We start from the raw sequence: 26723 nt of genomic DNA on the forward strand, positions 1-26723 counted from the left end.
AATTAAAAAAGAAGAATCAATTAAGGAAGAAGAAAGAATAAAAGAAGAGAAAAGTTTTTTTCAAAAATTAAAGGAAGGTCTTGCAAAGACTAGAGATAATATAACATCGAAGATTGACAATATTATTTTCAAAGGCAGGAAAATAGATGAAGAACTTTTGGAAGAACTCGAAGAAATATTAATATTAGCAGATGTTGGTTTTGAAACAACTACAAAAATAATTGAAGGTATAAAGCAAAAGGCAAAAGAAAGAAAACTGACAGAATCTGATGATATTAAGGAATTATTGGCAGAGGAAATATATGAAATAATGGAAAAGGATGAAGCTCCTTTAGAAATTATATCACCAACAATAATACTTGTTGTTGGTGTAAATGGTGTAGGTAAAACAACGACAATCGGTAAAATGGCAGGCAGATTTAAACGTCAGGGAATGAAGGTTTTATTGATTGCAGCAGATACCTTTAGAGCTGCTGCAATCGAGCAGTTGGAGGTTTGGGCAAGCAGAGTTGGATGCGATATTATTAAGCATGATGAAGGCTCTGACCCTGCATCAGTTGTTTTTGACGGTATACAGGCTGCAAAGACACGAAAATCAGATATAATAATTTGTGATACTGCAGGAAGACTTCATAATAAGAAAAATTTAATGGATGAGCTTAAAAAAATTTACAGAGTAATACAAAGAGAATATCCATCTGCAAAATTAGAAACTTTTTTGGTTCTTGATGCAACAACAGGGCAAAATGCTGTTCAACAGGCGAGGGTTTTCAAAGATGCTGCTGATGTTTCAGGTCTTGTTTTGACAAAGCTTGATGGTACTGCAAAAGGTGGGATTGTAATTTCAATTAAATCTGAATTAAATATACCTGTAAGGTTCATAGGTGTTGGTGAAGGAATAGATGACCTTCAGGTATTTAAATCAGAGGATTATATAAAAGCACTTTTCGAATAAAAAAGCTTGACAAAACTGAAATATTTATTTAAAATCATACTGTAAAGGTTATGACCTTAACAGGTGGGATTTTATGAGTTTAGATTTATTTAAAATGAATATTCTCTATGATTACTATGGCTCGTTGCTGACAGATAAACAAAGAGAGATATTTAAAATGCATTATTTAAATGATTATTCACTTGGTGAAATTTCTCAGTCTTTGAATATTTCAAGACAGGGGGTTTATGATACCCTAAAAAGAGCCGAAGCTACACTGAAATTTTATGAAGAGAAACTCGAACTTATAAAAAAGCATGATATTCTTACTAAAAATACAGATAAAATAAACGAACTATTAGATAATTTATATTTACATGTCCAAAGTGAAGAAATCAGTAAAATGATTCAAGAGATAAAAACTATTTTAAATGAGTTAAATCAATAGGAGGGAAACCGATGGCTTTTGAAGGTTTATCAGGCAAGCTTCAAGAAGTGTTTAAAAGACTTAAAGGGAAAGGCAAACTTAGCGAAAAAGATGTAAAGGAAGCTATGAGAGAAGTTAAAATAGCTTTACTTGAAGCTGATGTAAATTTCAAAGTTGTAAAAGATTTTGTAAATAAAGTTACTGAAAAGTCTTTAGGTCAAGAAGTTCTGGAGAGTTTGACACCTGCTCAACAGGTTATTAAGATAGTTAATGATGAATTGACAAATCTTATGGGTTCAATACAAAGTAAAATCAACTATGGCAGTAAACCTCCTACTGTTATTATGATGGTTGGGCTTCAAGGCTCTGGTAAGACTACAACAAGCGGTAAACTTGCTAATATGCTTAAAACTCAGGGGAAAAATCCTCTTCTTGTTGCATGTGATGTATATAGACCGGCTGCTATAAAACAGCTTCAAGTCGTAGGTTCTAAGGTAAATGTTCCTGTATTCTCAATGGGTGATAAAACAAATCCTGTTGATATAGCAAAAGGTGCTCTTGATTATGCTGTATCAAACAATTTCAATGTTATGATTATTGATACAGCAGGCAGGCTTCATATAGACGAAGAATTAATGGACGAACTTGTAAATATAAAATTATCATTAAAACCTCATGAAATATTACTTGTGGTAGATTCCATGACAGGACAAGACGCAGTTAATGTTGCAGAAGTTTTCAATAACAAATTGGGGATTGATGGAGTAATATTAACTAAACTTGACGGCGACACAAGAGGTGGTGCAGCTCTTTCTATTAGAGCAGTTACTCAAAAACCTATTAAATTTGTCGCTATGGGAGAAAAGCTCTCGGATATTGAGCCATTTCATCCTGATAGGATGGCTTCAAGAATTCTTGGTATGGGTGATGTATTAAGCCTTATTGAAAAAGTTCAAACACAAATAGATGAAAAAAAAGCAGCAGAACTTGAAAAAAAACTTTTATCACAGCAGTTTACTTTTGATGATTTTTTAGACCAACTTCAAGGAATAAAAAAGATGGGACCTATTGAAGAATTGTTTTCAATGATTCCCGGCTTAAACGCATCGAAATTTAAGGGCATGAGTATAAGTGATAAGGATATAAAAAGAATTGAAGCAATTATTCAATCAATGACAAAGGAAGAAAGGCAGAATCCAATTATAATAAATGGCAGCAGGAAAAAGAGAATAGCTGCCGGCAGCGGTACCTCAATACAGCAAGTGAATAGTCTTTTAAAACAATTTGAACAGACAAAAAAGATGGTTAAACAGTTTGCTGATGCTGGGAAAGACATGAAAAAAGGCAAAATAAGGATGCCATTTTTTAGATAATATTAAAGAGCACTTAGAAGGAGGTGATACAGTGGCAGTTAAAATTAGATTAAAAAGAATGGGTGCAAAGAAAAGTCCCTTTTATAGGTTTGTCGTAGCAGATTCAAGGTCTCCGCGTGATGGTAAATTTATTGATGAAATAGGATATTATAATCCCGTAGCACAACCAGCTGAATTAAAAATAGACTCTGAAAAGGCTGTAAAATGGCTCAAAGTTGGTGCACAACCTTCAGATACTGTAAGAACATTATTCAAAAAAGAAGGTATTTTTGATAAAATAAGTGGTTAAAATCCTCTATGAGTGGAAGTGATGTTTTATGGGTGAGTTAGTAAAATTTATTGCTAAATCCTTAGTGGATAATCCTGATGCTGTGCAGACAAATGAAATAGAAGGAGAGCAATCAATAATTATTGAATTGAAGGTTGCTCCCGAAGATATGGGTAAAGTGATAGGTAAACAAGGTCGTATTGCACGAGCAATAAGAACGGTTGTAAAAGCAGCCGCAGCCAAAGAAAAGAAGCGTGTTGTTGTGGAAATCATATAGGTGGTAAAATGAATGAGCTTTTAACGATTGGTGAAATAACATCGGCACATGGTATAAACGGGGAAATTAAGGTATTGCCTTTGACAAATGCCCCTGAAAGATTCTATGACCTTAGTTTTGTATATATTTCAAAGAATCAGTGTATTACAAAACATTGCATAGAAAATATAAGGTTTTTGAAAAATTCTGTTATTATAAAATTTAAAAATATTAATAATAGAAATGATGCAGAAAAATTAAGAGGTTGCCTTATTAAAATAGATGAGAAAGATGCTATTGCCCTTAAGAAAGATGAGTATTTTATAAAAGATTTAATAAATATGGATGTATATTTGGAAGATGGCAATTTCTTTGGTAAAATAACAGAGGTAATTCAAACAGGTGCTAATGATGTTTATGTTGTCAAAACAAATGACCGTTCTGTACTTTTACCGGCTATTAAACAGGTAATAAAAAAAGTCAATGTAGATGAAAACAAAATGATTATCCACCTCTTGGAGGGATTGTAAGTGATTTTTAATGTTTTAACACTTTTCCCGGATATGTTTAAAGGAATACTGGAAAACAGCATTTTAAAAAGAGCGATCGAAAAAAGTTTAATAACTATAAATCTCATAAATATTAGAGATTATACCAAGGATAAACATAAAAATGTTGATGATTATCCTTATGGTGGTGGGTGTGGCATGATTATGATGGTTCAACCGATTTATGATGCTGTAAAATCCATAAAGAATGACAAAAGTATTCCTGTATATTACATGGGACCAAAGGGCAATGTATATAATCAAGAAATAGCAATTGAGATGTCTAAGCTAAGGGAAATTATATTGTTGTGTGGTCACTATGAAGGTATTGATGAAAGAGCTTATTCGATAATAGATAAAGAGATTTCAATTGGAGACTTTGTTATGACTGGCGGGGAAATAGCAGCTATGGCAATTATTGATTCTGTTTCAAGATTAATACCGGGAGTCCTTCCACAGGATGAAAGTTTTATCGAAGAATCATTTTACAAAGGTCTACTTGAATATCCGCAGTATACGCGTCCGAGAGAATTCATGGGAATGGAAGTGCCTGAAATACTTTTGTCAGGCAACCATGCTGAAATTGCTAAATGGAGAAGGCAAAAATCTATAGATATAACTTTTCACAAAAGACCAGACTTATTAAAAAAAGAAAATCTAACGGATGATGATATTGAGTATATAAATGAAAAGGGTTATTCTTTTCATAAAGATTGAAAGGAGGTAGAATGATGAATTTGGTTGATATGATTGAAAAAGAACAGTTAAAGGAAATGCCTGAGTTTAACGTTGGAGATACTGTTAAAGTCCATTATAAGGTTGTTGAAGGCGATAAGGAAAGAATTCAGGTTTTTGAAGGTGTTGTTCTTAAAAGATGTGGTGGTGGACTCAGAGAAACCTTTACTGTAAGACGTATTTCTTATGGTATTGGTGTTGAAAGGGTTTTTCCTCTCCACTCACCAAGAATAGACAAAATCGAAGTTGTTAGAAGTGGAAAGGTTAGAAGAGCAAAGCTTTATTATGTAAGGAAGAAAATTGGTAAAGCTGCTAAAATAAAGGAGAAAATGAAATAGGGGACTTTATGTCCTCTTTTTCATTATTCGGAGGATAAATATAATGATACAATGGTATCCAGGTCATATGGCAAAGACAAAACATTTAATTGAAGAAAATTTAAAACTGGTTGATATTGTTTATGAGATTTTAGATGCAAGAATACCTTATAGCAGCAAAAACCCGATTATAGATGAACTTATATTGTCAAAAAAAAGACTTATTTTATTAAATAAAGCCGATTTATCAGATAAAAATGTTAACAATTCATGGATTTCATACTATAAGAAAAATGGAATCGAATGTATTAGCATAAATTCTCTTAAAGGCGATGGATTAAAAAGTATAAATGATAAAACATATAAAATATGTGAAGATATAATAAAAAAGAAAAGAAGTAAAGGAATTACACCGCGCCTGAGAGTGATGATATTGGGAATACCTAATGTCGGAAAATCAACCTTTATTAACAAATTATCAGGTACAGGCAATGCAAAAACTGGTAATGTACCTGGCGTTACGAAATCAAAACAGTGGATAAAAACACAGTATTTTGACCTTCTTGATACACCAGGTATCTTATGGCCCAAATTTGAAGATGAAAATGTGGCTCTTATGCTTGCTATAACAGGAGCAATTAAGGATGAACTATTGAATATTGAAGAGATATCTATTAAACTATTAAGTATACTTAAAATATACTATCCTCGATACTTATTAAAAAGATATAAGATTATTAATATTGATTTACCAGAATATGAATTATTAAAAAATATTGGGGAAAAGAGGGGCTGCCTTGTAGCAGGAGGTGAAATAGATATATTGCGAGCTGCCAAGATACTGATAGACGATTTTCGCTCCGGAAAACTTGGCAATATTTCTCTTGAAAGACCTGAATAGGGGGATTTATATGCTTTCTATTATAAAGAGTATGTCAATTATGGGTATTAATGGTTATATAGTTCATGTGGAAGTAGATATATCGAATGGTCTGCCATCTTTTGATATAGTCGGTCTTGGTGATACTGAAGTAAAAGAATCAAGGGATAGGGTAAGAGCAGCTATAAAAAATAGCGGATTGGAATTTCCTATAAAAAAAATTACTGTCAATCTTGCACCTGCTGATATCAAAAAGGAAGGAACTGCTTTTGACCTTCCAATAGCTATTGGGATTTTATCATGTACCGAACAAATAAGGACGATACCTGATAATACAGTTTTTCTTGGGGAATTATCTTTAGATGGTTCTGTTAGAACCGTGAAGGGTATACTTCCAATGGCAATTGCTGCCAAAGAAAATAAGATAAAATTTATGGTATTGCCAGATTCCAATGCAAATGAAGCTGCAGTAATAAAAGATATTTCGGTATATCCGGTAAAATCCCTTTGCGAAGTTGTTAGGTTTATAAATGGAGAAAGTATATTAGAGCCTGTAAAAGTGGATATATCACGATATTTTAAAAAAACCCATTATGATGTAGATTTTTCAGAGGTAAAAGGACAAGAAAATGTAAAAAGGGCATTTGAGATAGCTGCAGCAGGTGGCCATAATCTTGCTATGGTAGGTCCCCCTGGTTCCGGTAAGACAATGCTTGCAAGAAGATTTCCAACAATATTACCTGATATGACCCTTGAAGAAGCCCTTGAAGTTACTAAAATTCACAGTATAGCCGGTACATTGCCTGACAATATATCCCTGATTACTAACAGGGTATTTCGTGCGCCGCATCATACCATTTCAACGGTTTCCTTAATTGGAGGAGGCAGATATCCAAAACCAGGGGAGGTTTCCTTAGCACATTACGGCATTCTTTTTTTAGATGAACTTCCTGAATTTAGGAAGGATGCTTTAGAGGTATTAAGGCAGCCTCTTGAGGATGAATTTGTAACAATAACAAGGGTTAATGCTACATACACATATCCATCGAAGTTTATGCTAATCACTGCAATGAATCCATGTCCTTGTGGCTATTATGGTGACGAAACGCATGAATGTAAATGTACGCCAAATGAAATAAGGCGTTATCAAAATAAAATATCAGGTCCTCTTCTTGATAGAATAGATTTACATGTTGAAGTAAGTCCTGTTTTGAAAGATAAATACTTTGAAGATGAAGGAAATGTTGAAACATCGGAACAAATTAGGGAAAGAGTATCAACGGCACGAAAAATACAACTTCAAAGATATTATGGTACAGGTATATATTTCAACTCACAGTTAAAGAATAATATGATAAAGAAATATTGCAGAATTGATGTAAAAACAACGGAGATGGTAAAAAATTTCTTTGATAGGCTCGGTTTAAGTGCAAGAGGGTTTAATAAAATACTAAAGGTTTCACGTACAATAGCTGACCTTGAAGGTTGTAAAAATATAAAATATGAACATGTTGCTGAAGCACTTCAGTATAGGAATTTATGCAACAAATATTGGAATAGATAATATAGAATAGAGGTGTTATATGTATGAATAGGGTTTTTTCTGGTGTTCAACCGACAGGTGATATACATATAGGAAATTATCTTGGTGCTATGAGACAATTTGTAAAATTACAGGATGATAATGAATGCTTATTTTGTATCGTAGATTTGCATGCATTGACTGTCCCACAGAATCCAGAGACATTAAAAAAGAAGACAATTGAACTTGCTGGGTTGTATCTTGCAATAGGACTCGATCCAAAAAAAGTAGTTATTTTTGTTCAATCACATGTTCCATATCATGCAGAACTTGGCTGGTTACTACAATGCATAACATATTTTGGAGAATTAAGCCGGATGACTCAATTTAAAGATAAAAGCAAAGGCAAAGATTCTGTTTCTGTAGGTCTTTTTACATATCCTGACCTTATGGCAGCAGATATACTTTTGTATCAAACGAATTTAGTACCGGTAGGAGAGGACCAGAAACAGCATCTTGAATTGACAAGAGATATTGCAGAAAGATTTAATAATAGGTTTGGCGAAACATTCGTAATACCTGAGCCTTTAATTTTAAAATCCGGATCGAGAATCATGAGTCTTTCCGAACCGGATAAAAAAATGAGTAAAAGTGATGAAAACCAATTTAATCGAATAAACTTAGTGGATGAATTGCCTTTAATAAAAAAGAAAATTAATAGGGCTGTTACTGATTCAGATAATGAAATAAGATATGATTTGGACAACAAACCGGGAATAAGCAATTTATTGACATTGTACAGTCAATTTGCCGAAATTTCAATTGAAGAGGCTGAAAAGCGATTTAAAGGTCAGGGATACGGCATATTAAAAAAAGAATTATTTGACGTAATGGCTGAAAAGTTATTACACATACAGGAAAATTATAAAAATCTTGATAATGATTATATAATAAAAGTTTTAAAAGATGGAGCCGAAAAAGCTCAACAAATAGCTGAAAAAACAATAAAAGAAGTTAAAGAAAAGATGGGATTATTATTATAGTGTAAATGCATTTTTTATATGATTTATTTTATTTAGCTCAAATGTTGAGGGTTTTAAAAAAATTTCAAATACATCAAACCTTATTGAAAAGTTTATATATTTCTTATTTAACATAATAAATGTTTGAGCTACTTTTATAATTTTGTTTCTTTTATAAAAATTGACTGCATCTGATGGACAACCGTATTTTATAGAGGTGCGGGTTTTAACCTCTATAAATATAAGGTTATTATCTTTTTCAGTTATAATATCTATTTCACCAATGCTGCATTTAAAATTTTTATCTATAATTTTATAGCCTGAATTTTTCAAAATCTTTTCAGCTATTTTTTCACCTAAATTGCCTACAATTTTGTTATTCACCTTAAGTTCATTCCTTTCACAGGGCTATTTTAATATTTTATGTAAAAACGTAGTTCTATGTAATGGACATGGTCCATATTTTTTTAATGCTTCAATATGAACTTTTGTTCCATAACCTTTGTTTTTATTAAATCCGTATTGTGGATATTTGTAATGATATTCCTTCATAATCTTATCACGTTTAACCTTTGCAATAATAGATGCTGCAGCGATAGAAATACTTTTTGAATCACCTTTAATTATAGATGTTTGATGTATGTTAATATCAGGAATTTTAATAGCATCTACAAGCAAACAATCAATATTTATATTGATTTGTGATATTGCGATTTTCATAGCCTTATATGTAGCATTTAAGATATTAATCCTGTCAATTTCATCGTTTTCTACAATACCAATACCATATGCTATTGCATGTTTTTTAATTACATCAGATAAGATTTCTCTTTTTTTTTCACTGAGTTTTTTTGAATCATCAATATCAGGTATAAAACTGGATTTTGGTAAAACAACACAGGCAGCAACAACAGGTCCTACAAGAGGACCTCTACCGACTTCATCCACTCCGGCTATGAAATTATAATTTAAATCATACATTTTATTTTCAAATATATTAAGCATGTTCATCCTTATAATCTCATTAGTTAACCATTTTTTTGCATTATCTATTAAATTCAAATTATTTAGATTGCATGGTCCATTTTTATATATGTATTCTTTTAAATTTTTTATATTGATCTTTTTATTTTCCAATTTAATCACCTATTTTTAAATTCGACATGTTAATGTGAAATTCCTTCATTTTTAAATATATTTATATTATAATGTAAGTGTTTTTATGTTATGAAATTTTTGTAAGAAGGTGTAATGATGGATAATAATAAGGTTTTTGCAATATGGTTAAGTTCCATTAATGGAATAGGATCAAAGACTTTTAATAAATTAGTTGATTATTTTGGCAGTCCAGAAGCTGTATATAAAGCGGATAATAAAGAACTTATAAAATATCTGGGGAATGGCGTTACATATAAAAATATAGTAGAAGCAAAAAAGCAAAACCCATTTAAGAATATAGATATTTTGATAAAAAATAAAATTGAGGTCTTACTGATAACTGATGAGGATTATCCAGAATTACTTAGAAATATTTACAATCCTCCTCCAATACTTTATATAAGAGGAAAATTAAAAAAATGTGATGAAATATCCATTGCTGTTGTAGGATCACGTAATGCGACTGCATATGGTAAGTTTATAGCAGAAAAGATTTCCTATGATATTGCAAAACATGGTATGACAGTTATAAGTGGAATGGCAAGAGGTATTGATAGTTATTCGCATAAAGGGGCAATGAAAGCCCAAGGAAGAACAATTGCTGTATTAGGCTGTGGCGTTAATATTACCTATCCTAAAGAAAATGAGAAACTGATGAATGAAATTATAGAAAATGGAGCGGTTATATCAGAATTTCCTATTGATTATTTACCTGTTTCAGGTAATTTTCCAGCCCGAAACAGAATAATAAGCGGTCTTTCATTGGGAGTTCTTGTTGTTGAAGCAAGTGTCAAAAGTGGTTCCTTGATAACCGCAAAATTTGCGCTTGATCAGGGAAGGGATGTTTTTGCGGTACCGGGGAATATAACCAGTGCATATAGTAAAGGAACTAATGAGCTGATAAAACAAGGAGCTAAATTAGTTAATGATGTTAATGATATTCTTGAAGAATTTGATTTAAGAACCGATATAAAAGAAAGAATAAATGAACAAATGATAAATACACTAAACAATGACGAGAAAAAAGTTTATGAATTTATATGTGATTGCACACGGGATATAGACGAGATAATCAATTACATGAATTATTCTGTAAGTAAAATAAATTGTATATTGACATCTTTAACTGTTAAAGGTTTTATTAATAGAGTACCAGGAAATAAATATGAAAAGAATTTTGAAAAATTTTAAAAAGTTGATATACTGAGAAGTATTTGGGGGTATAAATATGTCTAAATCATTAGTTATAGTTGAATCACCGTCTAAAGCAAAAACAATATCGAAATTTTTAGGTAAAGGTTTCAGGGTTGAAGCTTCTATGGGTCATATAAGAGACTTGCCTAAAAGTCAGCTGGGAATAGATATTGATAATAATTTTTTGCCAAAGTATATTACAATTCGAGGAAAAGGAGAAATCATTAAAAAATTAAAAAAAGAAGCCAAATCTGCATCAAAGATTTACTTAGCAACAGACCCTGATAGAGAAGGTGAAGCGATATCATGGCATCTTGCCAATATATTAAATTTAAATATTAATGATTTATGCAGGATTGAATTTAATGAAATCACAAAGAATGCTGTTCAAAATGCCATAAAAAATCCACGTAGCATAAATATGAACTTAGTCGATGCACAACAGGCAAGAAGGATATTAGATAGACTTGTAGGTTATAATATAAGTCCTCTATTGTGGAAAAAAATCAAAAGGGGTTTAAGTGCAGGAAGAGTGCAGTCTGTTGCTACAAGATTAATTTGTGATCGTGAAAAAGAAATAGAAAACTTTAAACCGGAGGAGTACTGGTCTATTTCAGTATTTTTATATGAGGAGAATCCTTCTCATGCTTTTGAAGCCAAATTTTATGGCAGTTTAGAGAAAAAAATAGAACTTAAGAACGAAGAAGATGTAAATAAAATAATAAAAGATTTAAAAGATGAATATATTGTATACAAAGTAAAGACAGGAATTAAGAAAAGGAATCCATCACCGCCTTTTATTACAAGTACGCTTCAGCAAGAAGCCTCGCGAAAACTTGGTTTTACTGCAAAAAAAACTATGATGATTGCACAACAGTTATATGAAGGTATTGATATAAAGGGTGAAGGGAGTCTTGGACTTATAACATATATGAGAACGGATTCAACCAGGGTATCAGAAGAAGCTAAAAAGGCAGCATATAAATATATACTTGATAAATATGGAAAAGAATATACAAATCCTGGTGCAACCTATACTAAAAAAAAGGGGAACATTCAGGATGCCCATGAAGCCATAAGGCCTTCATATATAGATAAAGAACCTGATATAATTAAAGAATCATTAAAATCAGATCAATATAAATTATATAAGCTTATTTGGAGCAGATTTATATCCAGCCAGATGTCACCTGCTATATATGATACAATAAATATGGATATTATTAATAATAACTATATTTTCAAGACATCAGGTTCAAAAATTAAATTTCCGGGTTTTACGAAGGTATATACAGAAAATGCAGGTCAGGAGGAAGAAGAAAAAAACTTACCGCTTCTTTCTGAAGGACAGAAACTTAAGATTAAAGAGTTAAAACCTCTTCAGCATTTTACAAAACCGCAGCCAAGATATACAGAGGCTACCTTAATAAAAGAGCTTGAAGAAAAAGGTATTGGAAGACCCAGTACCTATGCGCCTATAATATCTACATTATTAGACAGAGGATACGTAATTAAGGAAAGTAAAAATCTAAAACCGACAGAACTGGGTTTTATTGTCACAGATGTTATGAAAGAATTTTTTGCCAATATTGTCAATGTAGAGTTTACGGCAAATATGGAAAAACAACTTGATCAGGTAGAAGAAGGTATTAAAAAATGGATAGAGATTATCGACAGCTTTTATAATGATTTTAATCATTTGCTTAAAATTGCAGAAGAGCAGATGAAGGACATTAAGCTTAAAGATGAGGAAACCGATATAAAATGTGAATTGTGTGGGCGAAATATGGTTATAAAATACGGACGTTATGGGAAATTCCTTGCTTGTCCAGGTTTTCCGGAATGCAAAAACACAAAACCCATAGTTGAAAAAACAGGTGTTAAATGCCCTAAATGTGGTGGTGAAATATTATCAAAGAAAAGCAAGAAAGGGAAAAATTATTATATTTGTGAAAATTCTCCGAAATGTGATTTTATATTGTGGGATAAACCTGTAAATGAAAAATGTCCCAAATGTGGTAGTATCCTCATTGAAAAACACAGAAAAAATAAAAAGATAATAAAATGTTCTTCTTGTGATTTTGTTAAGTAATTTAAATTTAATAAAAATTATGAATTTATATTGATATTATGTTAATTTTGTGATAATATAATAATGCTTTTGGGGGTGAAAAATTGTTTAAAGGAACTACAATAGTCGCTATAAGGAAAGATGGTAAGGTTTCGATGGCTGGAGATGGTCAGGTAACGTTTGGTGAAAATACAATATTAAAACATGGGGCTAAAAAAATACGCAGATTGTATAACAATGAGGTAATAGTTGGTTTTGCTGGGTCAGTAGCAGATGCTCTAACATTATCAGAAATGTTCGAGGAGAAACTTGAACAATATGGTGGAAATCTTAAAAGAGCTGCTGTTGAACTGGTAAAGGAATGGAGAAATGATAAAATTTTAAAAAAATTAGAAGCTCTCTTAATAGCAGTAAATAGAGAAGTTACTTTGGTAATATCAGGAAATGGAGAAATTATTGAGCCAGATAATGATGTGATTGCAATTGGCTCTGGTGGTAATTATGCAATGGCAGCAGCACTGGCTTTAAGGTATAATACAGAACTTTCTGTTGAAGAAATAGCCAGAAAATCCCTTGAGATTGCATCAGAAATATGTGTATTTACCAATAATCACATTACTGTCGAAAGTTTATAAGGAGAGAATTTTAAAAATGAAGAATTATACACCAAGTGAAATTGTAAACGAACTTGATAAATACATTGTTGGTCAGGAGATGGCAAAGCGCTCTGTTGCAGTTGCACTTAGAAATAGGTACAGGAGAAATCTTCTGTCTGAAGAAATGAAGTCTGAGATAACGCCGAAAAACATTCTTATGATAGGACCAACCGGTGTTGGAAAAACTGAAATAGCGAAAAGGATTGCTAAATTAGTTGAAGCTCCTTTTGTAAAAGTTGAGGCAACAAAGTTTACGGAAGTAGGTTATGTTGGAAGAGATGTAGAATCGATGATACGAGATCTTGTGGAGGCATCTATAAGAATGGTAAAAGAGGAAATGCTGCAAAATGTTATGGAACGGGCGAAATTACTTGCTGAAGATAGAATAATTGATTATATAATTCACGGTAAAAAACGGGGTTATACTAAAAATCCCTTTGAGATGATATTTAATAGCCAAAACGAAAAAAACATTCAGGATGTCGATGAAAATGAAAATAGTTTCAAAAAAAATGAGTTAAGACAGAAATTAAGGTCAGGAGAATTAGATGATAGAATTATCGAAATCGAGATAACTGATACGTCCTCACCTATGCTTGAAATGTATTCAAACATTGGCTCTGAAGAAATGAATATAAATTTACAAGATATGTTTTCAGATATTCTTCCAAAGAAGAAAAAATACAAGAAATTGCCAATAAAAGAAGCGAAAAAAGTTTTAGAGGCTGAGGAAGCTCAAAATCTTATAGATATGGACGATGTAATTAATGAAGCTATAGAAAGAGCTGAACAGGACGGGATAATTTTCATTGATGAGATAGATAAAATTGCAGGGAATGGTTATTCTAATGGTCCAGATGTTTCACGGGAAGGTGTTCAAAGGGATATATTACCGATTATTGAAGGTAGTACCGTTATGACGAAATATGGACCGGTAAAGACGGATTATATTCTTTTTATAGCGGCAGGAGCCTTTAATGTTTCTAAGGTTTCAGATTTAATTCCAGAACTTCAAGGCAGATTGCCTGTAAGAGTAGAGTTAAAGTCACTTACAAAAGGAGATTTTGTAAGGATATTAAAAGAACCTAAAAATGCTTTAACGAAACAATACAGTGAATTATTAAAAACAGAAGGTGTTGATATTAAATATACAGATGATGCTATTGATAGAATTGCTGAAATAGCATATTTAATAAATCAACAAACCGAAGATATAGGTGCAAGAAGACTTCATACAGTAATGGAAAAATTATTCGAGAAACTTTCATTTGAAGCACCTGAAAGAAATAATGAGCAAATATTTATTGATAAAAAATATATTGACGAACAATTAAAAGATAGTTTAAGTAAATTTGATGTAAATAAATATATATTATAAATAGGAATAAATAGGAGGATTTCCATGGAAAAACTTTTAGATAAAACAAGAAAAGTCAACAGGATTTTACAGCAAGCTAAAAAGGAACCATTTGATTTTAACGAATTAGCTCAAATATTAAATGATGTAATAGACTGTAATGTTTATATCTTAAGCAGAAAAGGGAAATTGCTGGGGCTTAGTTTATTGGAGAATTTTGAAACATCGCTTGGAGAAAGCAGCATTGTTACAAATAAAGCAATTTCAAGTATTTATAACAAAAAGCTTTTAAAAATATCTGAAACAAAGCAGAATGTAACAATAAAAGATAATATTTATCCATTTGAAGAATCAGATAAATTTAAATTTATAACGATTGTACCTGTAAATGGCGGCGGGGAAAGATTAGGAACCCTACTGCTTGCTAAGATTGATAATGAATTTACAGAGGATGATTTAATTTTAGCCGAATATGGAGCAACGGTTATTGGACTTGAAATATTAAGGTCCAAAAACGAAGAATTAGAAGAAGAAACGAGAAAAAGAGCGGTAGTGCAGATGGCTCTTGGAACCTTATCATATTCAGAGCTTGAAGCAGTTAATCATATTTTCAATGAACTTGATGGTAACGAGGGATTACTTGTAGCAAGTAAGATTGCTGATAAGGTTGGTATAACAAGGTCTGTTATTGTAAATGCGTTAAGAAAATTTGAAAGTGCCGGTGTAATAGAATCAAGGTCACTTGGAATGAAAGGTACCCATATAAAAGTTCTTAATGATAAGTTGATAGAAGAATTAAAGAAAATCAAAAGATAAGGAGGTCCTATGGAAAATAGGACTTTTTTCTTATAGTTAAATATTGATAGAGATGATATAATAATATCTGACAAATATTGATATAATTTAACATGAATATTATTTTTATTGATAAATAATAAATTTTTTTTATTTAATCAGGAGGATTTTTAAAAATATTGTCGAATATTAAAATTGAAAGAGAGGAGGGTTAAAATTGGTTGGATTAGATTTTGGTAATATTAATTTCATGGGAAAAGCGCTTGATGCTGCAATGTTAAAAAACAATGTTATAGCTAATAACATCGCAAATGTTGATACAGTTGGTTTCAAAAAATCCGAAGTCAGATTCGATGAAATTTTAAAAGATTCTATTGATAACCAAAAACTTCAAGGTTTAATAACAAATTCAAAACATATTCCTATAGGTGTACCTTCATTAGATGATATAAAACCCCAAGTTATTCAAGATAATAATACTTCAATGAGGCTTGATGGGAATAATGTAGATATCGATGCCGAAATGTCAAATTTAGCCAAGAATCAGATTTATTATAATGCAATTGTTCAGAGGGTAAATGGTGAATTAACTTCTATAATGACTGCTGTCAAGGATGGGAGGTAATAATAATGGGTTTTTTGAGTTCCTTTGATATCAGTGCATCTGGCTTAACAGCACAAAGACTTATGATGGATGTAGTATCCCAGAATATTGCAAACGTAAATACAACAAGGACGAGCAGTGGTGGACCATATAGAAGAAAGCTCCTTGTTTTTAAAGAAATACAAAACGATCAAAACTTTAGCAACATGTTAAATATGGCAAGAGGAACAAATCTTGGAAATGGGGTTGAAGCAACAGAAATTATTGACGATACAAAGACACCTTTACGAATGGTATATGATCCGGGCAATCCTGATGCTGATAATACTGGATATGTAAAATTGCCGAATGTAAATGTTGTATCTGAAATGGTTGATATGATATCGGCAACAAGAGCATATGAGGCAAATGTTACAGCAATAAATGCTACAAAATCAATGGTACAAAAAGCTTTAGAAATAGGAAAGGCTTAGGTGAATTTAAATGATTAATCCGGTTTCACAGATAAATACGATTAACCCGATTAGCAATATATCAGATAACAATACAGTAAATTCATTTAGCGGTCTTCTGCAATCTGCTATGAATGAGGTAAACAATTTGCAGATTCAATCACAAGTAAATGACAAAAAACTTGTTACAGGTGAAATTGACAATTTACATAATGTAATGATTGATGCAACAAAAGCAGATATAGCATTACAGTTTACTATCCAGATAAAAAATAAAATACTTGATGCATATCAGGAGATAATGAAAATGCCTGTTTGATTTCTGAGGTGAGGTGGATAAATGCCTGTTTTTATTAACAATATAAAAAATCAAGCTGTAGATTATTGGAATAAACTTGAAACAAAGCGAAAATATCAAATTGGGATCATATCTTTATTAATAATTGGAAGCATTGTGCTATTAGTCTATTTAATAAACAGGCCTAATTATGAAGTTTTATATTCAGGTTTAAATGTCAAAGATGCCGGTGCAGTTATTGATAAACTTAAGAACGATATAAAAATTCCATATAAAATTACCGGCAATGGAAGTACCATCATGGTTCCGGCGCAATATAAAGATGAAGTAAGAATGAAGTTGGCGACAGAAGGAATCCCTCAAGGTGGATTTAGCTTTAATGATGCGATGAATAATTCTCTTGCAACGACTGACCAAGAAAGAAGACAAAAATATTTATATTTCGTGCAAAACGAGATACAAAATTCCTTAAAAACCATAGATGGAGTTCAAGATGCAAAGGTAAATATTGTCGTGCCAGATCAAAATAATTTTGCATTATCTAATAATGAAAGCACAGCATCTGCTGCTATCATGCTTGTATTAAAGAACGGAACTACCTTGTCGGCACAACAAATAAACGGTATTACAAGTTATGTTTCAAAAAGTATAGAGGGTTTAAAGCCTGAAAATGTTACTATAATAGATGGCAATGGTAAAATACTTGTAGCTCAGAATGATAATAATACTGACAATGCAAACAATCAATTTGAATTGCAGAATAAGGTACAGAATGACCTTCAAAATAATATTCAGTCTCTTTTGGAGCAGGTATTTGGTCCCGGAAATGTTATAGTAAGAGCAAATGTAAGTTTAAATTTTGATAAAGAGGTTACGGATAAGGTTGAATGGCAGCCTGTAATAGATAACAAAGGTATTGTAAGAAGTACACAAGAATTGAAAGAAGTAGCTACAGGCGGAGCACAAGGTAGTCCCAATGGTACACCCAATAACAATACACCACAATATCCAGGCAGCAGTAATAATAATTCTAGTTATAATAAGACAGATACTACAATAAATTATGAAATTAATCAGATTAAAACAACCCTTACATCGGCACAGGGTAAAATACAGAAAATATCTTTGGGGGTTGTTGTTAATAATAACAATTTAAACAGTTCAATGAAGCAGCAAATAAGCGATCTTGTATCAAATGCCGCCGGAGGCAAAAATGTTTCAGTTACTGTTCAGGGGATTAAGTTTAATACTGATTTATTGAATCAAATGAAAAATCAGAAAAACGCTGCAGGTTTTCCTTATGTTTGGATACTTCTTATATCGGTTTTAATAATGATAGGAGTTTATTCATATTTAATGTTTAAACGTAAAAAGGCTGCGGAAAGTTTGACAGGAGAAGAAGCTGTTTCATTAATAAGACCAATAGAGGAAATTGATGTTGAAGCAACTGAAAAAGACGAAAAGAAAAAACAAATAGAGAAATTCATTAAACAAAAGCCTGAAATTGTTGCACAATTAATAAGAACATGGCTTAGTGAAGAATAGGAAGGTGTCACAATGGGAAGGAGTTCGATGACCGGAAGGCAAAAATGCGCAATGTTATTAATTGCATTAGGTCCATCAAATGCAGCACAAATATATAAACATTTAAGAGAAGAAGAAATTGAACAATTGACACTCGAAATAGCCAATATAAAAAATATAAAACCTGAAGAAAAGGAAAAGATTCTTGAGGATTTTTACAGCATGTGCCTCGCACAGGAGTATATAGTCGAAGGTGGTATCGAATATGCTAAAGACATATTAGAAAAGGCATTAGGTACACAAGAGGCATATGATGTTATCAATAAACTAACATCAAGTTTAAAAGTTAGACCTTTTGATTTTATTAGACGTGCTGATCCATCACAGGTATTAAGTTTTATACAAAATGAGCATCCACAGACGATTGCGATGATTCTATCATATTTAAAACCACAACAAGCAGGGACAATACTTTCATCACTTCCGGAAAATATACAATCGGAAGTTGCAATGAGGATAGCAACGATGGAAGGAACATCTCCTGAAATAGTGAAAGAGGTTGAGAGAATATTAGAGAAAAAACTCTCATCACTTGTTACACAGGATTATACAGCCGTAGGAGGCATACAGGCAATTGTAGAAATACTAAATTCCGTTGATAGAGGAACTGAAAAAAATATTATTGATGCACTTGAAACAAAGGATGTAGAGCTTGTAGAAGAAATCAAAAGAAGAATGTTCATTTTTGAAGATATTATTACGTTGGATTCTCGCTCTATTCAAAGGGTTCTTAGGGAAGTTGAAAATCATGATATTGCTCTTGCACTTAAAGGTTCCAGTGAAGAAGTCCAGAAGGTTATATACAGCAATATGTCAAAGCGCCTTGCCGATATGATAAAAGAGGATATAGAATACATGGGTCCTGTAAGATTAAAAGATGTGGAAGAGGCGCAGCAAAAGATTGTCAATATAATCAGGAAACTTGAAGATGCTGGTGAAATAGTAATTTCCCGTGGTGGAGGAGATGATATTATTGTTTAAGGTTATAAAAACAGGTGCTGTAGATATTTTACCTCCAGTCGAGATAGATAAATCAATAAACCTTAAAAAAGACATAGGGAATCAGGATACATTAAATGAAGAACATTTTAATTTTATAAAGAAAGAGCTAAAAAAAATACAGAATATACAGAATAAAATCATTGAAAAAGCTCATATAGAAGCAGAAAACATCTTGGAAGAAGCCCATATGAAAGCCAGCCAAATTGAAAAAGAGGCTGAAAAAAGTGGATATGATGTAGGCTTTAAAAAAGGTTTTGAAGAAGGAATAAAAAAAGGTAATTTTGAAACAAGCAAGATTATTGATGAAGCGAAGAAAATCAAAGAAGAAATACTGATTGAAAGGTCAAAGCTTTATGATGAATATGAAAGTGACATGGTGCAAATTATTATAGATTGTGTAGAAAAACTAATAGATATCAATATGGAAGATAATAATGATTTAATAATAAATTTAATTAAAAAAGGAATGGAGAATTATGAGGCTTCTGATAAGGTTATAGTAAGAGTTTGTGAAAAAGATTATGACTATTGTATAAAAAATAAAGAAAAAATAATAAAAAATATTAAATTTGTAGATGATATAAATTTTGTAAAAGATTTATCTCTTAAAAAGGGAGATTGTGTTATAAATACACCGTATGGAATGATAAATTCCGGAGTATTAGTTCAAATAAATACATTAAAGGAAATATTAGAGGGTGTATTAAATGAGCAATAAAATCTTGGATAAATATAAAAATATCCTTATGGAAAAAAATTTTATACAATATTCAGGTAAAATATCACAGGTTATTGGGTTGACAATTGAAAGCATTGGTCCGATTTCAAATATTGGAGAGGTTTGCAAGATAAAATCCATAAATGGAACCACTATATTAGCTGAAGTTGTTGGCTTTAAAAAAGATAAAGTATATTTAATGCCGTTTGACAATATGGAAGGCATAGGTCCGGGTAACAGTGTTATTGCAACAGGTCAAAAATTAAAAATTGGCGTAGGTGAAAATCTGTTGGGAAGGGTTCTTGATGCACTTGGAAATCCATTAGATGGAAAAGGCTGTATCAAGTTTAAAAAGTATACCAGCATAAACAATACGCCACCCCTTCCACTAAAAAGAAAAAGGATTCATGAGGTCATGCCTCTTGGTGTAAAAGCTATTGATGGCTTGTTAACCTGCGGGAAGGGTCAAAGAATAGGTATTTTTTCCGGCAGTGGGGTAGGGAAAAGTACATTGCTTGGTATGATGGCAAGAAATGCAAAAGCAGATTTAAATGTTATAGCTTTAATTGGCGAAAGAGGGAGAGAAGTTAATGAGTTTATTGAAAAAGATTTAGGTGAAAAGGGACTTAAAAAATCTATATTGGTTGTTGCAACTTCAGATACACCTGCTTTAATGAGAGTAAAAGGCGCTATGACAGCAACAGCAATTGCTGAATATTTCAGGGATAAGGGTCTTAATGTACTTTTGATGATGGATTCAATAACTCGTTTTGCTATGGCACAAAGAGAAGTTGGTTTATCAGTGGGTGAAGCACCTGTATCCCGTGGATATACTCCATCTGTTTTTTCGGTTTTGCCAAAGCTTTTAGAAAGGACAGGATGCTCTAATTTAGGTTCTATTACGGCACTTTATACTGTTTTAGTTGACGGCGATGACCTAAATGAGCCTATTACAGATGCCGTAAGGGGAATATTAGATGGACATATTGTTTTATCAAGGAAATTGGCTAATAAAAACCACTATCCTGCGATTGATGTTTTATCAAGTGTTAGCAGGGTTATGAATGATATAATTTCAGATGAACATAAAGAACTAATTGCAAAATTTAAAAATATATTGACGGTTTATACAGAATCTGAAGACTTGATAAATATAGGCGCATATACATACGGAAGTAACCCTAAAATCGATGAGGCAATCTCATTAAATAACAGCATGATGGGCTTTTTAAAGCAGCAGACTAATGATGTATACAGTTTTAAAGAAACTGTTGAGATGCTTAAAAATATTTTAAACAGGTGATAAAATGAAAAAATTCGAGTATTCACTTCAACCAATTTTAAGTTTTAAAAAACATACTCAAAAACTTGAAGAGGAAAATTTGGCTGTTGTAATTAATAAATATGAATATCATAAAAAAAGATTAAATGAATTATCAAAAGAAGTAACAAGGCTTATAGAAAATAATAATAAGCAGACAAAAACGGGTATGAAAGCAAGAGATATTATTCAAAACAACTTATATATGAACATAATATACAAAAAAATAGACGAACAAAAAAATATTATATGCGAATTAAAAAAAGAAATAAAATTTAGAAGAGAAAAACTTATTGAGGTCAATAAAGAAAAAAAATCCCTTGAAAATTTAAAAGAAAGAAGATATTTGGAATATCTGTATTTGCAGAGTATAGAACAAAATTTATTCATAGATGAACAAATTTGCTTTAAGATTGCAAAATCTATAACAGAACTATAATAGGAGGAAGAAATTCAATGGAAAGTCAGCCATTAAAAAAAAACGGTCTATTAAATTATTAATGATAATTTTTATATTAATAATTGCTGCTGCTTCTGGTGCATTATTTTACTTTAATATTGGTGGTATTAGCAATCGAGTATTAACACAAATCAGTAAAATACCAATATTTAAAAATATGATTTCTGCTAAAAAGGTTGATAATAGTCAGGATCAATTAAAGAATTTAGAAAATGAATTATCACAAAAAGAAAAAAAATTAAATGAAAGAGAAGCAAGCCTTAATGATAAGCAAAAACAGCTTGATGATTTGCAAATGCAATTAAATAAAAAAGAAAGTGATTTAAATAATTTAAAGCTGCAACTGGATGCAAAAAAAACGAGTATGAAAGACCTTGCAACATATTATGATAATATGGACCCACAAAATGCGGCAGGTATTTTAAACAAAATAAGCGACGATAATATTGTAATAACCATATTAAGTAATATGAATAAGGATAGTGCATCTAAAATACTAAGCTTTATGAATGCAGATAGAGCAGCTCAGATAACAAAAATATTAGTAAATAATACTCAAAAAATTCCATAGAAAGGAGGTGAAATAATGATTCAGCCCGTAATACAAAATATAGTCCAGTTAAAGATGGCAAAAAGCAATACAGAAGATAAAAACAATGCAGTAAAATCTTTTAAAGATGTAATTGGTGAAAATCTTGATATAGAGCTATGTAAAACGGCATTATTTTCACAATTTAAAAGTAGTAAAAAAATTAATAATACGGTTTTTACCTTAAATTCTTTGAAAGATAATACTATATCAGAAAAAAATGCAAATCCTTTAACATTATCAATCCTTCAAAACATGATAAATAATATATTAAAAGATATTAACAAAGGAAATATTACAGCTATGGATAATAATGAATTACAACAATTTGGAACAAATCTAATAAAAAATTTGAGTATAAATAATCTTGATTTAAAAGAGGTATCAAAAAAGATTTCGCAAATTTTAGAAAATAATTTTGGTATAAAAATTGCTCCTGATGATATTTTGAAAGGCATGAAAGAAAATAAGCTTGATAAAATAAATGATGACTATGATACAAAAGCTGATATGACTTTAAATAACAAAGCAGCTTTAATTTCAGAGGTAAATAGTGGTAAAGATTCTGTTTTAGTTACAAATATGCAAACTAAAGCAGAAAGTACTCATTTGCTTGTTCCATATGAAGAATCAAATATAAAGAACAAAGAAAATATAAAAGCAAAAAATAATATTGATGTGGAACAAATAGAAGACCAAAAAATAATTAAAAATATAAAATACGTAAATCAGCAAAGAAATTTTCTCCAAAATGATAATCAGACAATGAAAGATGACAGTGGCATTGCAGAAGATAATATAATTAAAATTAAAAATTCACAGGATAAACAAAGTGAAAATAAACCACATGAAGATTTCAAAATGAGTTTTGAGAACAATCAGAATATTTCAAATGATTTTCCTTTAAAAACTACAACTAATAAAGTGATTTCAAATAATAAAGATGTAAGGCTGCCTGATAAGGATGTTGATATTATTAACCAGATTGTTAAAAATATTAATCTTTCCAAGACTGAATCTACGTCAATATTAAAAATACAATTAAAACCGGATTTTCTTGGAAAAGTGGAGATAAACCTGCAATCAAACGGCGGCAATTTAATTGCAAATATAATTACAGAAAATGAAAAAGTCAAGCATCAAATTGAGGCTAATGTAGGTATCTTAAATAGCCAACTGGAGGCAAAGGGCATAAAAATTGATAACTTTAACGTTTCTGTTGATAAAAATATGCAGTTTGCATCCCAGTATAATGGACAGAACTTTAAAGGGGAGGGAAATAGTCAAAATTCAGGCAATAGAAGTTTCATGTTTACTTCGTATAATAACTATTTTTTAGAAAATAGTGCTGTATCAGAGAATATAAATAATTTTATATCAGATGACCATGTTGATGTCATGGTATAAGAAGGGGGCTAAGTCAATGGATATTAATACTAATTACAACAATTATTTAAACACAAATGCGCCGGTTGCAAACCCTAATTCTGCCCTGGGTAAAAATGATTTTTTACAGCTTCTTGTAACACAATTAAAAAATCAAGACCCTTTAAATCCAATGGATGATAAGGAATTTATTGCTCAAATGGCACAGTTTTCTTCATTAGAGCAAATGCAGAATTTAAATTCAAGTTTTAATGCGGTAAAAGCATATAACCTTTTGGGTAAAACAATATCTGCTACAATAAATGACGGAGGAGTATCAAAAAATATTAATGGAAAAGTAGAAGGTGTATTTTCTCAAGATGGTCAATTTTATCTAAAAGTTCAAGATGCAGATGTTCCTATTGATTCAGTTGTAACTGTTACTACTTAAGGTGTTGATACTAATGGATAAAATAAAATTAACAGGATATGTATATGTTAATGGTATTTCAAATAAGACAAGCAGTGTAAAAAACAATAAATTTGAAGATATATTTAGCAAAAAGAAAGAAGAATTAAAATTTTCCAAACATGCAATAGAAAGAATCAGTATGAGGAATTTAAATATTTCTGAAACCGAATATAATAAGTTGATTGAAGCTGTAAACAAGGCTGAATCAAAAGGTATTAGAAATACTTTAATATTAATCGATAGAAAAGCCTTTGTAGTTAATTTAAAGAATAGAACAGTAATTACTGCCATGGATGGACAAGCACTAAAAAATAATGTTATAACAAATATTGATGGTGCTGTAATAATATAAGCTGGACCATTATGGAGGCTTGTTGCTTTTGAACGATAGATAAAGCAGACAGCACAGAATAAAGGAGGATAAAAGAATGTTAAGGTCAATATATTCTGCAGTTTCAGGTTTAAGGGCACATCAGGCAAAAATGGACGTTATAGGAAATAATATAGCAAATGTCAATACTATTGGATATAAATCCAGCAGGATGACATTTAAGGAAATATTTAGTCAAACAATAAAAGGTGCTTCTGCGGCACAGGGAAATGGCGGAGGTACAAATCCACAGCAGATTGGGCTTGGAGTTGCTATTGGTTCAATTGATACTAATTTTTCAAGAGGTGGTGCGCAGAGAACTGACAACTCAACTGACCTTTCAATAGATGGTAATGGCTTTTTCATTGTTTCAAACGGAGGAGCTAATTTGTATACACGAGCAGGAAATTTTTCCTTTGATTCAAACGGTGAACTTGTAACACCTGATGGTTATAAGGTTTTAGGATGGATGTCGTCTGATGGTAAGACAATTAGTACAGATTCTAGCAGTATTAAGCCTATCAGCTTAAAAGACTGGTCTAATACAAATCCCGCAACAACAACGCAATTACAAATAGGTGGTAATCTCAATGCTGCAACACCAATAAATAGCAGTGCATCGTATAATGTAACAGTTTATGATTCGCAAGGTGGAAGCCATATTGTGACAATAAATTTTAAAAGAACTGCTTCTAACACTTGGGATTGGAGTGCAAATTCATCAGATTCCAGTATAACATCTATTACAGGTAATGGTACTTTGACCTTCGATGCTAATGGTAATATTTCTGGTACTGCAACTGGAACATTAACATTTACCATGGATATCACTAAAACCAATGCTACAATAGGTCCGGTTAATACAGATTTGTCAAAGCTCACAATGTTTTCTAATGATACAGATATACGGGAGCTTAGTAAAGATGGGAATGCTGCCGGTTCTCTTGAAAATATAAACATTGATAAATATGGTGTAATATCAGGAATTTATTCTAATGGTAGAAGACAGGTTATTGGCCAGATTGCAACAGCAGATTTTCAGAACCCGATGGGGCTTGAGAAAACCGGAAATACCATGTTTATCAATACCGTTAACTCAGGCGATCCAATGATAGGAGCACCGGCAACTTCTACGAGGGGTGCTTTAAATCCCGGTACACTGGAAATGTCAAATGTTGACATTGCAAACGAATTTTCCGACATGATTACAACAGAAAGAGGATTTCAGGCAAATTCTAAGGTTATCACGACATCAGATGAAATACTTCAGGACCTTGTAAATTTGAAAAGATAATATAATCAGGCTTATAATGCCTGGTTATATTAAGGTGGTGTAATATGATAAGTGTAACGAGGATTAATGGGGATGAATTTATAGTTAATGCTGATTTAATAGAATTTATTGAAGAAACACCTGATACTGTTATTAGTCTTACAACCGGCAGAAGGATAGTTGTTAAAGAGAGTAAAGATGAGATTATTAATAAAGTAATCCTCTATAAAAGGAAAATTTATAAGTGACTGATATAATAGATTATATACTTTAAGAAAACCAGATAGAGGTGTTTGTATGAAAAAGAATATGTTAATAATAATTTTAATTGTAATAATCATTGCTTTAGGAGGTTCCTTCTTTTATTTTAGCAATAATTCAAAACCTAAGCCTATTGAATACTATAATTATTCACCCGGCAAAGAATTTGTAACAAACCTTAAAGGTGATAATAAATTTATTAGGGCTGTAATAGAATTTCAAGTAACTGATAAGACCCTTTTGGATTCATTGCAAAAGGAAAACCCTAAAATAAGAGATGTAATAATTCAAATTTTAAGGAATAAATCGTCAGATGATATAGACGGTGCACAAGGGCAATTGAAGCTTCAAAATGAAATAAAAACAGAGGTAAATAAAATAATTGGATCAGATAAAATTAAAAATGTATATTTTGACGATTTTATTGTTCAGTAGAAAAGG

At 31.4% G+C, this 26723-nt stretch carries 33 protein-coding genes; 31 read left to right on the forward strand and 2 right to left on the reverse strand.

The window, feature by feature from the left end; translation table 11 throughout:
- Position 1 precedes the first annotated feature (1 nt).
- From ftsY to trpS, 11 genes are all read left to right on the forward strand, one after another.
- Complete coding sequence (gene ftsY, locus AC0LWJ_RS02140; RefSeq protein WP_474237064.1) at positions 2-955, forward strand: signal recognition particle-docking protein FtsY; 954 nt, start codon at positions 2-4, stop codon at positions 953-955.
- Positions 956-1028: 73 nt separating this feature from the next.
- Positions 1029-1382: a YlxM family DNA-binding protein gene (gene ylxM / locus AC0LWJ_RS02145; protein WP_474237019.1), complete on the forward strand. Its 354-nt coding sequence runs from the start codon at positions 1029-1031 to the stop codon at positions 1380-1382.
- 11 nt (positions 1383-1393) lie between these two features.
- A complete protein-coding gene (gene ffh, locus AC0LWJ_RS02150) occupies positions 1394-2734 on the forward strand; it encodes a signal recognition particle protein (RefSeq protein ID WP_474237018.1) in 1341 nt (446 codons plus the stop codon).
- Between the two features lie 31 nt (positions 2735-2765).
- A complete protein-coding gene (gene rpsP / locus AC0LWJ_RS02155) occupies positions 2766-3023 on the forward strand; it encodes a 30S ribosomal protein S16 (RefSeq protein WP_474237017.1) in 258 nt (85 codons plus the stop codon).
- A 28-nt stretch (positions 3024-3051) separates the two neighbouring features.
- A complete protein-coding gene (locus AC0LWJ_RS02160; protein WP_284679312.1) occupies positions 3052-3279 on the forward strand; it encodes a KH domain-containing protein in 228 nt (75 codons plus the stop codon).
- A gap of 8 nt (positions 3280-3287) precedes the next feature.
- The gene (gene rimM / locus AC0LWJ_RS02165) at positions 3288-3788 is read left to right on the forward strand and encodes a ribosome maturation factor RimM (protein ID WP_474237016.1); all 501 of its coding nucleotides are present in this window, start codon (positions 3288-3290) and stop codon (positions 3786-3788) included.
- Positions 3789-4523, forward strand: coding sequence for a tRNA (guanosine(37)-N1)-methyltransferase TrmD (gene trmD, locus AC0LWJ_RS02170; RefSeq protein ID WP_474237015.1), 735 nt, complete (start codon positions 3789-3791; stop codon positions 4521-4523). It abuts the gene before it with no gap.
- A 14-nt stretch (positions 4524-4537) separates the two neighbouring features.
- Positions 4538-4879 (forward strand): 50S ribosomal protein L19, encoded by a 342-nt coding sequence (rplS, locus tag AC0LWJ_RS02175; protein WP_284679309.1) that lies wholly within the window; start codon positions 4538-4540, stop codon positions 4877-4879.
- Between the two features lie 43 nt (positions 4880-4922).
- The gene (ylqF, locus tag AC0LWJ_RS02180; protein ID WP_474237014.1) at positions 4923-5759 is read left to right on the forward strand and encodes a ribosome biogenesis GTPase YlqF; all 837 of its coding nucleotides are present in this window, start codon (positions 4923-4925) and stop codon (positions 5757-5759) included.
- Positions 5760-5769: 10 nt separating this feature from the next.
- Entirely contained in the window at positions 5770-7302 is a 1533-nt protein-coding gene (locus AC0LWJ_RS02185) for a YifB family Mg chelatase-like AAA ATPase (protein WP_474237013.1), read from the forward strand.
- A 23-nt stretch (positions 7303-7325) separates the two neighbouring features.
- Positions 7326-8303, forward strand: a complete 978-nt coding sequence (trpS, locus tag AC0LWJ_RS02190) for a tryptophan--tRNA ligase (protein ID WP_284679306.1) — start codon at positions 7326-7328, stop codon at positions 8301-8303.
- Here trpS and AC0LWJ_RS02195 read toward each other — a convergent pair.
- Both AC0LWJ_RS02195 and rnhB read right to left on the reverse strand, forming a co-directional pair.
- A complete protein-coding gene (locus tag AC0LWJ_RS02195; RefSeq protein WP_474237012.1) occupies positions 8298-8666 on the reverse strand; it encodes a YraN family protein in 369 nt (122 codons plus the stop codon). The two genes, trpS and AC0LWJ_RS02195, sit on opposite strands and share 6 nt — an antisense overlap.
- Before the next feature lie 24 nt (positions 8667-8690).
- Positions 8691-9419 carry a ribonuclease HII gene (rnhB, locus tag AC0LWJ_RS02200; protein WP_474237011.1) on the reverse strand — a complete coding sequence of 243 codons (729 nt, stop codon included), beginning with the start codon at positions 9417-9419 and terminating at the stop codon, positions 8691-8693.
- 117 nt (positions 9420-9536) lie between these two features.
- Between rnhB and dprA the strand changes: the two genes are divergently transcribed.
- The 20 genes from dprA to AC0LWJ_RS02300 all read left to right on the forward strand — a co-directional run bounded on the left by dprA (position 9537) and on the right by AC0LWJ_RS02300 (position 26717).
- Complete coding sequence (gene dprA / locus AC0LWJ_RS02205; RefSeq protein ID WP_474237010.1) at positions 9537-10631, forward strand: DNA-processing protein DprA; 1095 nt, start codon at positions 9537-9539, stop codon at positions 10629-10631.
- Between the two features lie 37 nt (positions 10632-10668).
- A complete protein-coding gene (gene topA / locus AC0LWJ_RS02210; protein WP_474237009.1) occupies positions 10669-12726 on the forward strand; it encodes a type I DNA topoisomerase in 2058 nt (685 codons plus the stop codon).
- An 83-nt stretch (positions 12727-12809) separates the two neighbouring features.
- Positions 12810-13340, forward strand: coding sequence for an ATP-dependent protease subunit HslV (gene hslV, locus AC0LWJ_RS02215; RefSeq protein ID WP_474237008.1), 531 nt, complete (start codon positions 12810-12812; stop codon positions 13338-13340).
- A gap of 16 nt (positions 13341-13356) precedes the next feature.
- Entirely contained in the window at positions 13357-14739 is a 1383-nt protein-coding gene (gene hslU, locus AC0LWJ_RS02220) for an ATP-dependent protease ATPase subunit HslU (protein WP_474237007.1), read from the forward strand.
- Positions 14740-14763: 24 nt separating this feature from the next.
- Positions 14764-15534, forward strand: a complete 771-nt coding sequence (gene codY, locus AC0LWJ_RS02225) for a GTP-sensing pleiotropic transcriptional regulator CodY (protein WP_474237006.1) — start codon at positions 14764-14766, stop codon at positions 15532-15534.
- 196 nt (positions 15535-15730) lie between these two features.
- Positions 15731-16138: a flagellar basal body rod protein FlgB gene (gene flgB / locus AC0LWJ_RS02230; protein WP_474237005.1), complete on the forward strand. Its 408-nt coding sequence runs from the start codon at positions 15731-15733 to the stop codon at positions 16136-16138.
- Positions 16139-16143: 5 nt separating this feature from the next.
- Entirely contained in the window at positions 16144-16590 is a 447-nt protein-coding gene (gene flgC / locus AC0LWJ_RS02235; protein ID WP_474237004.1) for a flagellar basal body rod protein FlgC, read from the forward strand.
- 10 nt (positions 16591-16600) lie between these two features.
- Complete coding sequence (fliE, locus tag AC0LWJ_RS02240; RefSeq protein WP_474237003.1) at positions 16601-16888, forward strand: flagellar hook-basal body complex protein FliE; 288 nt, start codon at positions 16601-16603, stop codon at positions 16886-16888.
- A gap of 21 nt (positions 16889-16909) precedes the next feature.
- Positions 16910-18412 (forward strand): flagellar basal-body MS-ring/collar protein FliF, encoded by a 1503-nt coding sequence (fliF, locus tag AC0LWJ_RS02245; RefSeq protein ID WP_474237002.1) that lies wholly within the window; start codon positions 16910-16912, stop codon positions 18410-18412.
- 12 nt (positions 18413-18424) lie between these two features.
- Complete coding sequence (gene fliG / locus AC0LWJ_RS02250; protein WP_474237001.1) at positions 18425-19432, forward strand: flagellar motor switch protein FliG; 1008 nt, start codon at positions 18425-18427, stop codon at positions 19430-19432.
- On the forward strand, positions 19425-20171 hold the full coding sequence (locus tag AC0LWJ_RS02255) for a FliH/SctL family protein (protein WP_474237000.1): 747 nt from the start codon (positions 19425-19427) through the stop codon (positions 20169-20171). Before fliG ends, AC0LWJ_RS02255 begins: the two co-directional genes overlap by 8 nt.
- Positions 20161-21474 (forward strand): flagellar protein export ATPase FliI, encoded by a 1314-nt coding sequence (gene fliI, locus AC0LWJ_RS02260; RefSeq protein WP_474236999.1) that lies wholly within the window; start codon positions 20161-20163, stop codon positions 21472-21474. The genes AC0LWJ_RS02255 and fliI overlap by 11 nt, the downstream gene beginning before the upstream one ends.
- A gap of 4 nt (positions 21475-21478) precedes the next feature.
- Positions 21479-21931, forward strand: coding sequence for a flagellar export protein FliJ (gene fliJ, locus AC0LWJ_RS02265; RefSeq protein ID WP_474236998.1), 453 nt, complete (start codon positions 21479-21481; stop codon positions 21929-21931).
- A 61-nt stretch (positions 21932-21992) separates the two neighbouring features.
- Positions 21993-22523, forward strand: coding sequence for a MotE family protein (locus tag AC0LWJ_RS02270; RefSeq protein WP_474236997.1), 531 nt, complete (start codon positions 21993-21995; stop codon positions 22521-22523).
- 15 nt (positions 22524-22538) lie between these two features.
- Positions 22539-23948: a flagellar hook-length control protein FliK gene (locus AC0LWJ_RS02275; RefSeq protein ID WP_474236996.1), complete on the forward strand. Its 1410-nt coding sequence runs from the start codon at positions 22539-22541 to the stop codon at positions 23946-23948.
- A gap of 16 nt (positions 23949-23964) precedes the next feature.
- Entirely contained in the window at positions 23965-24357 is a 393-nt protein-coding gene (locus AC0LWJ_RS02280; RefSeq protein WP_474236995.1) for a flagellar hook capping FlgD N-terminal domain-containing protein, read from the forward strand.
- Between the two features lie 13 nt (positions 24358-24370).
- Positions 24371-24730 carry a TIGR02530 family flagellar biosynthesis protein gene (locus tag AC0LWJ_RS02285; RefSeq protein WP_474236994.1) on the forward strand — a complete coding sequence of 120 codons (360 nt, stop codon included), beginning with the start codon at positions 24371-24373 and terminating at the stop codon, positions 24728-24730.
- A gap of 76 nt (positions 24731-24806) precedes the next feature.
- Positions 24807-26042 (forward strand): flagellar basal-body rod protein FlgF, encoded by a 1236-nt coding sequence (flgF, locus tag AC0LWJ_RS02290; protein WP_474236993.1) that lies wholly within the window; start codon positions 24807-24809, stop codon positions 26040-26042.
- Positions 26043-26086: 44 nt separating this feature from the next.
- Positions 26087-26269 carry a flagellar FlbD family protein gene (locus tag AC0LWJ_RS02295; RefSeq protein WP_474236992.1) on the forward strand — a complete coding sequence of 61 codons (183 nt, stop codon included), beginning with the start codon at positions 26087-26089 and terminating at the stop codon, positions 26267-26269.
- 49 nt (positions 26270-26318) lie between these two features.
- Positions 26319-26717 carry a flagellar basal body-associated FliL family protein gene (locus AC0LWJ_RS02300; RefSeq protein WP_474236991.1) on the forward strand — a complete coding sequence of 133 codons (399 nt, stop codon included), beginning with the start codon at positions 26319-26321 and terminating at the stop codon, positions 26715-26717.
- Positions 26718-26723: the final 6 nt, after the last annotated feature.

It is taken from the genome of Aceticella sp. 75b-Ac (genome assembly GCF_056032965.2).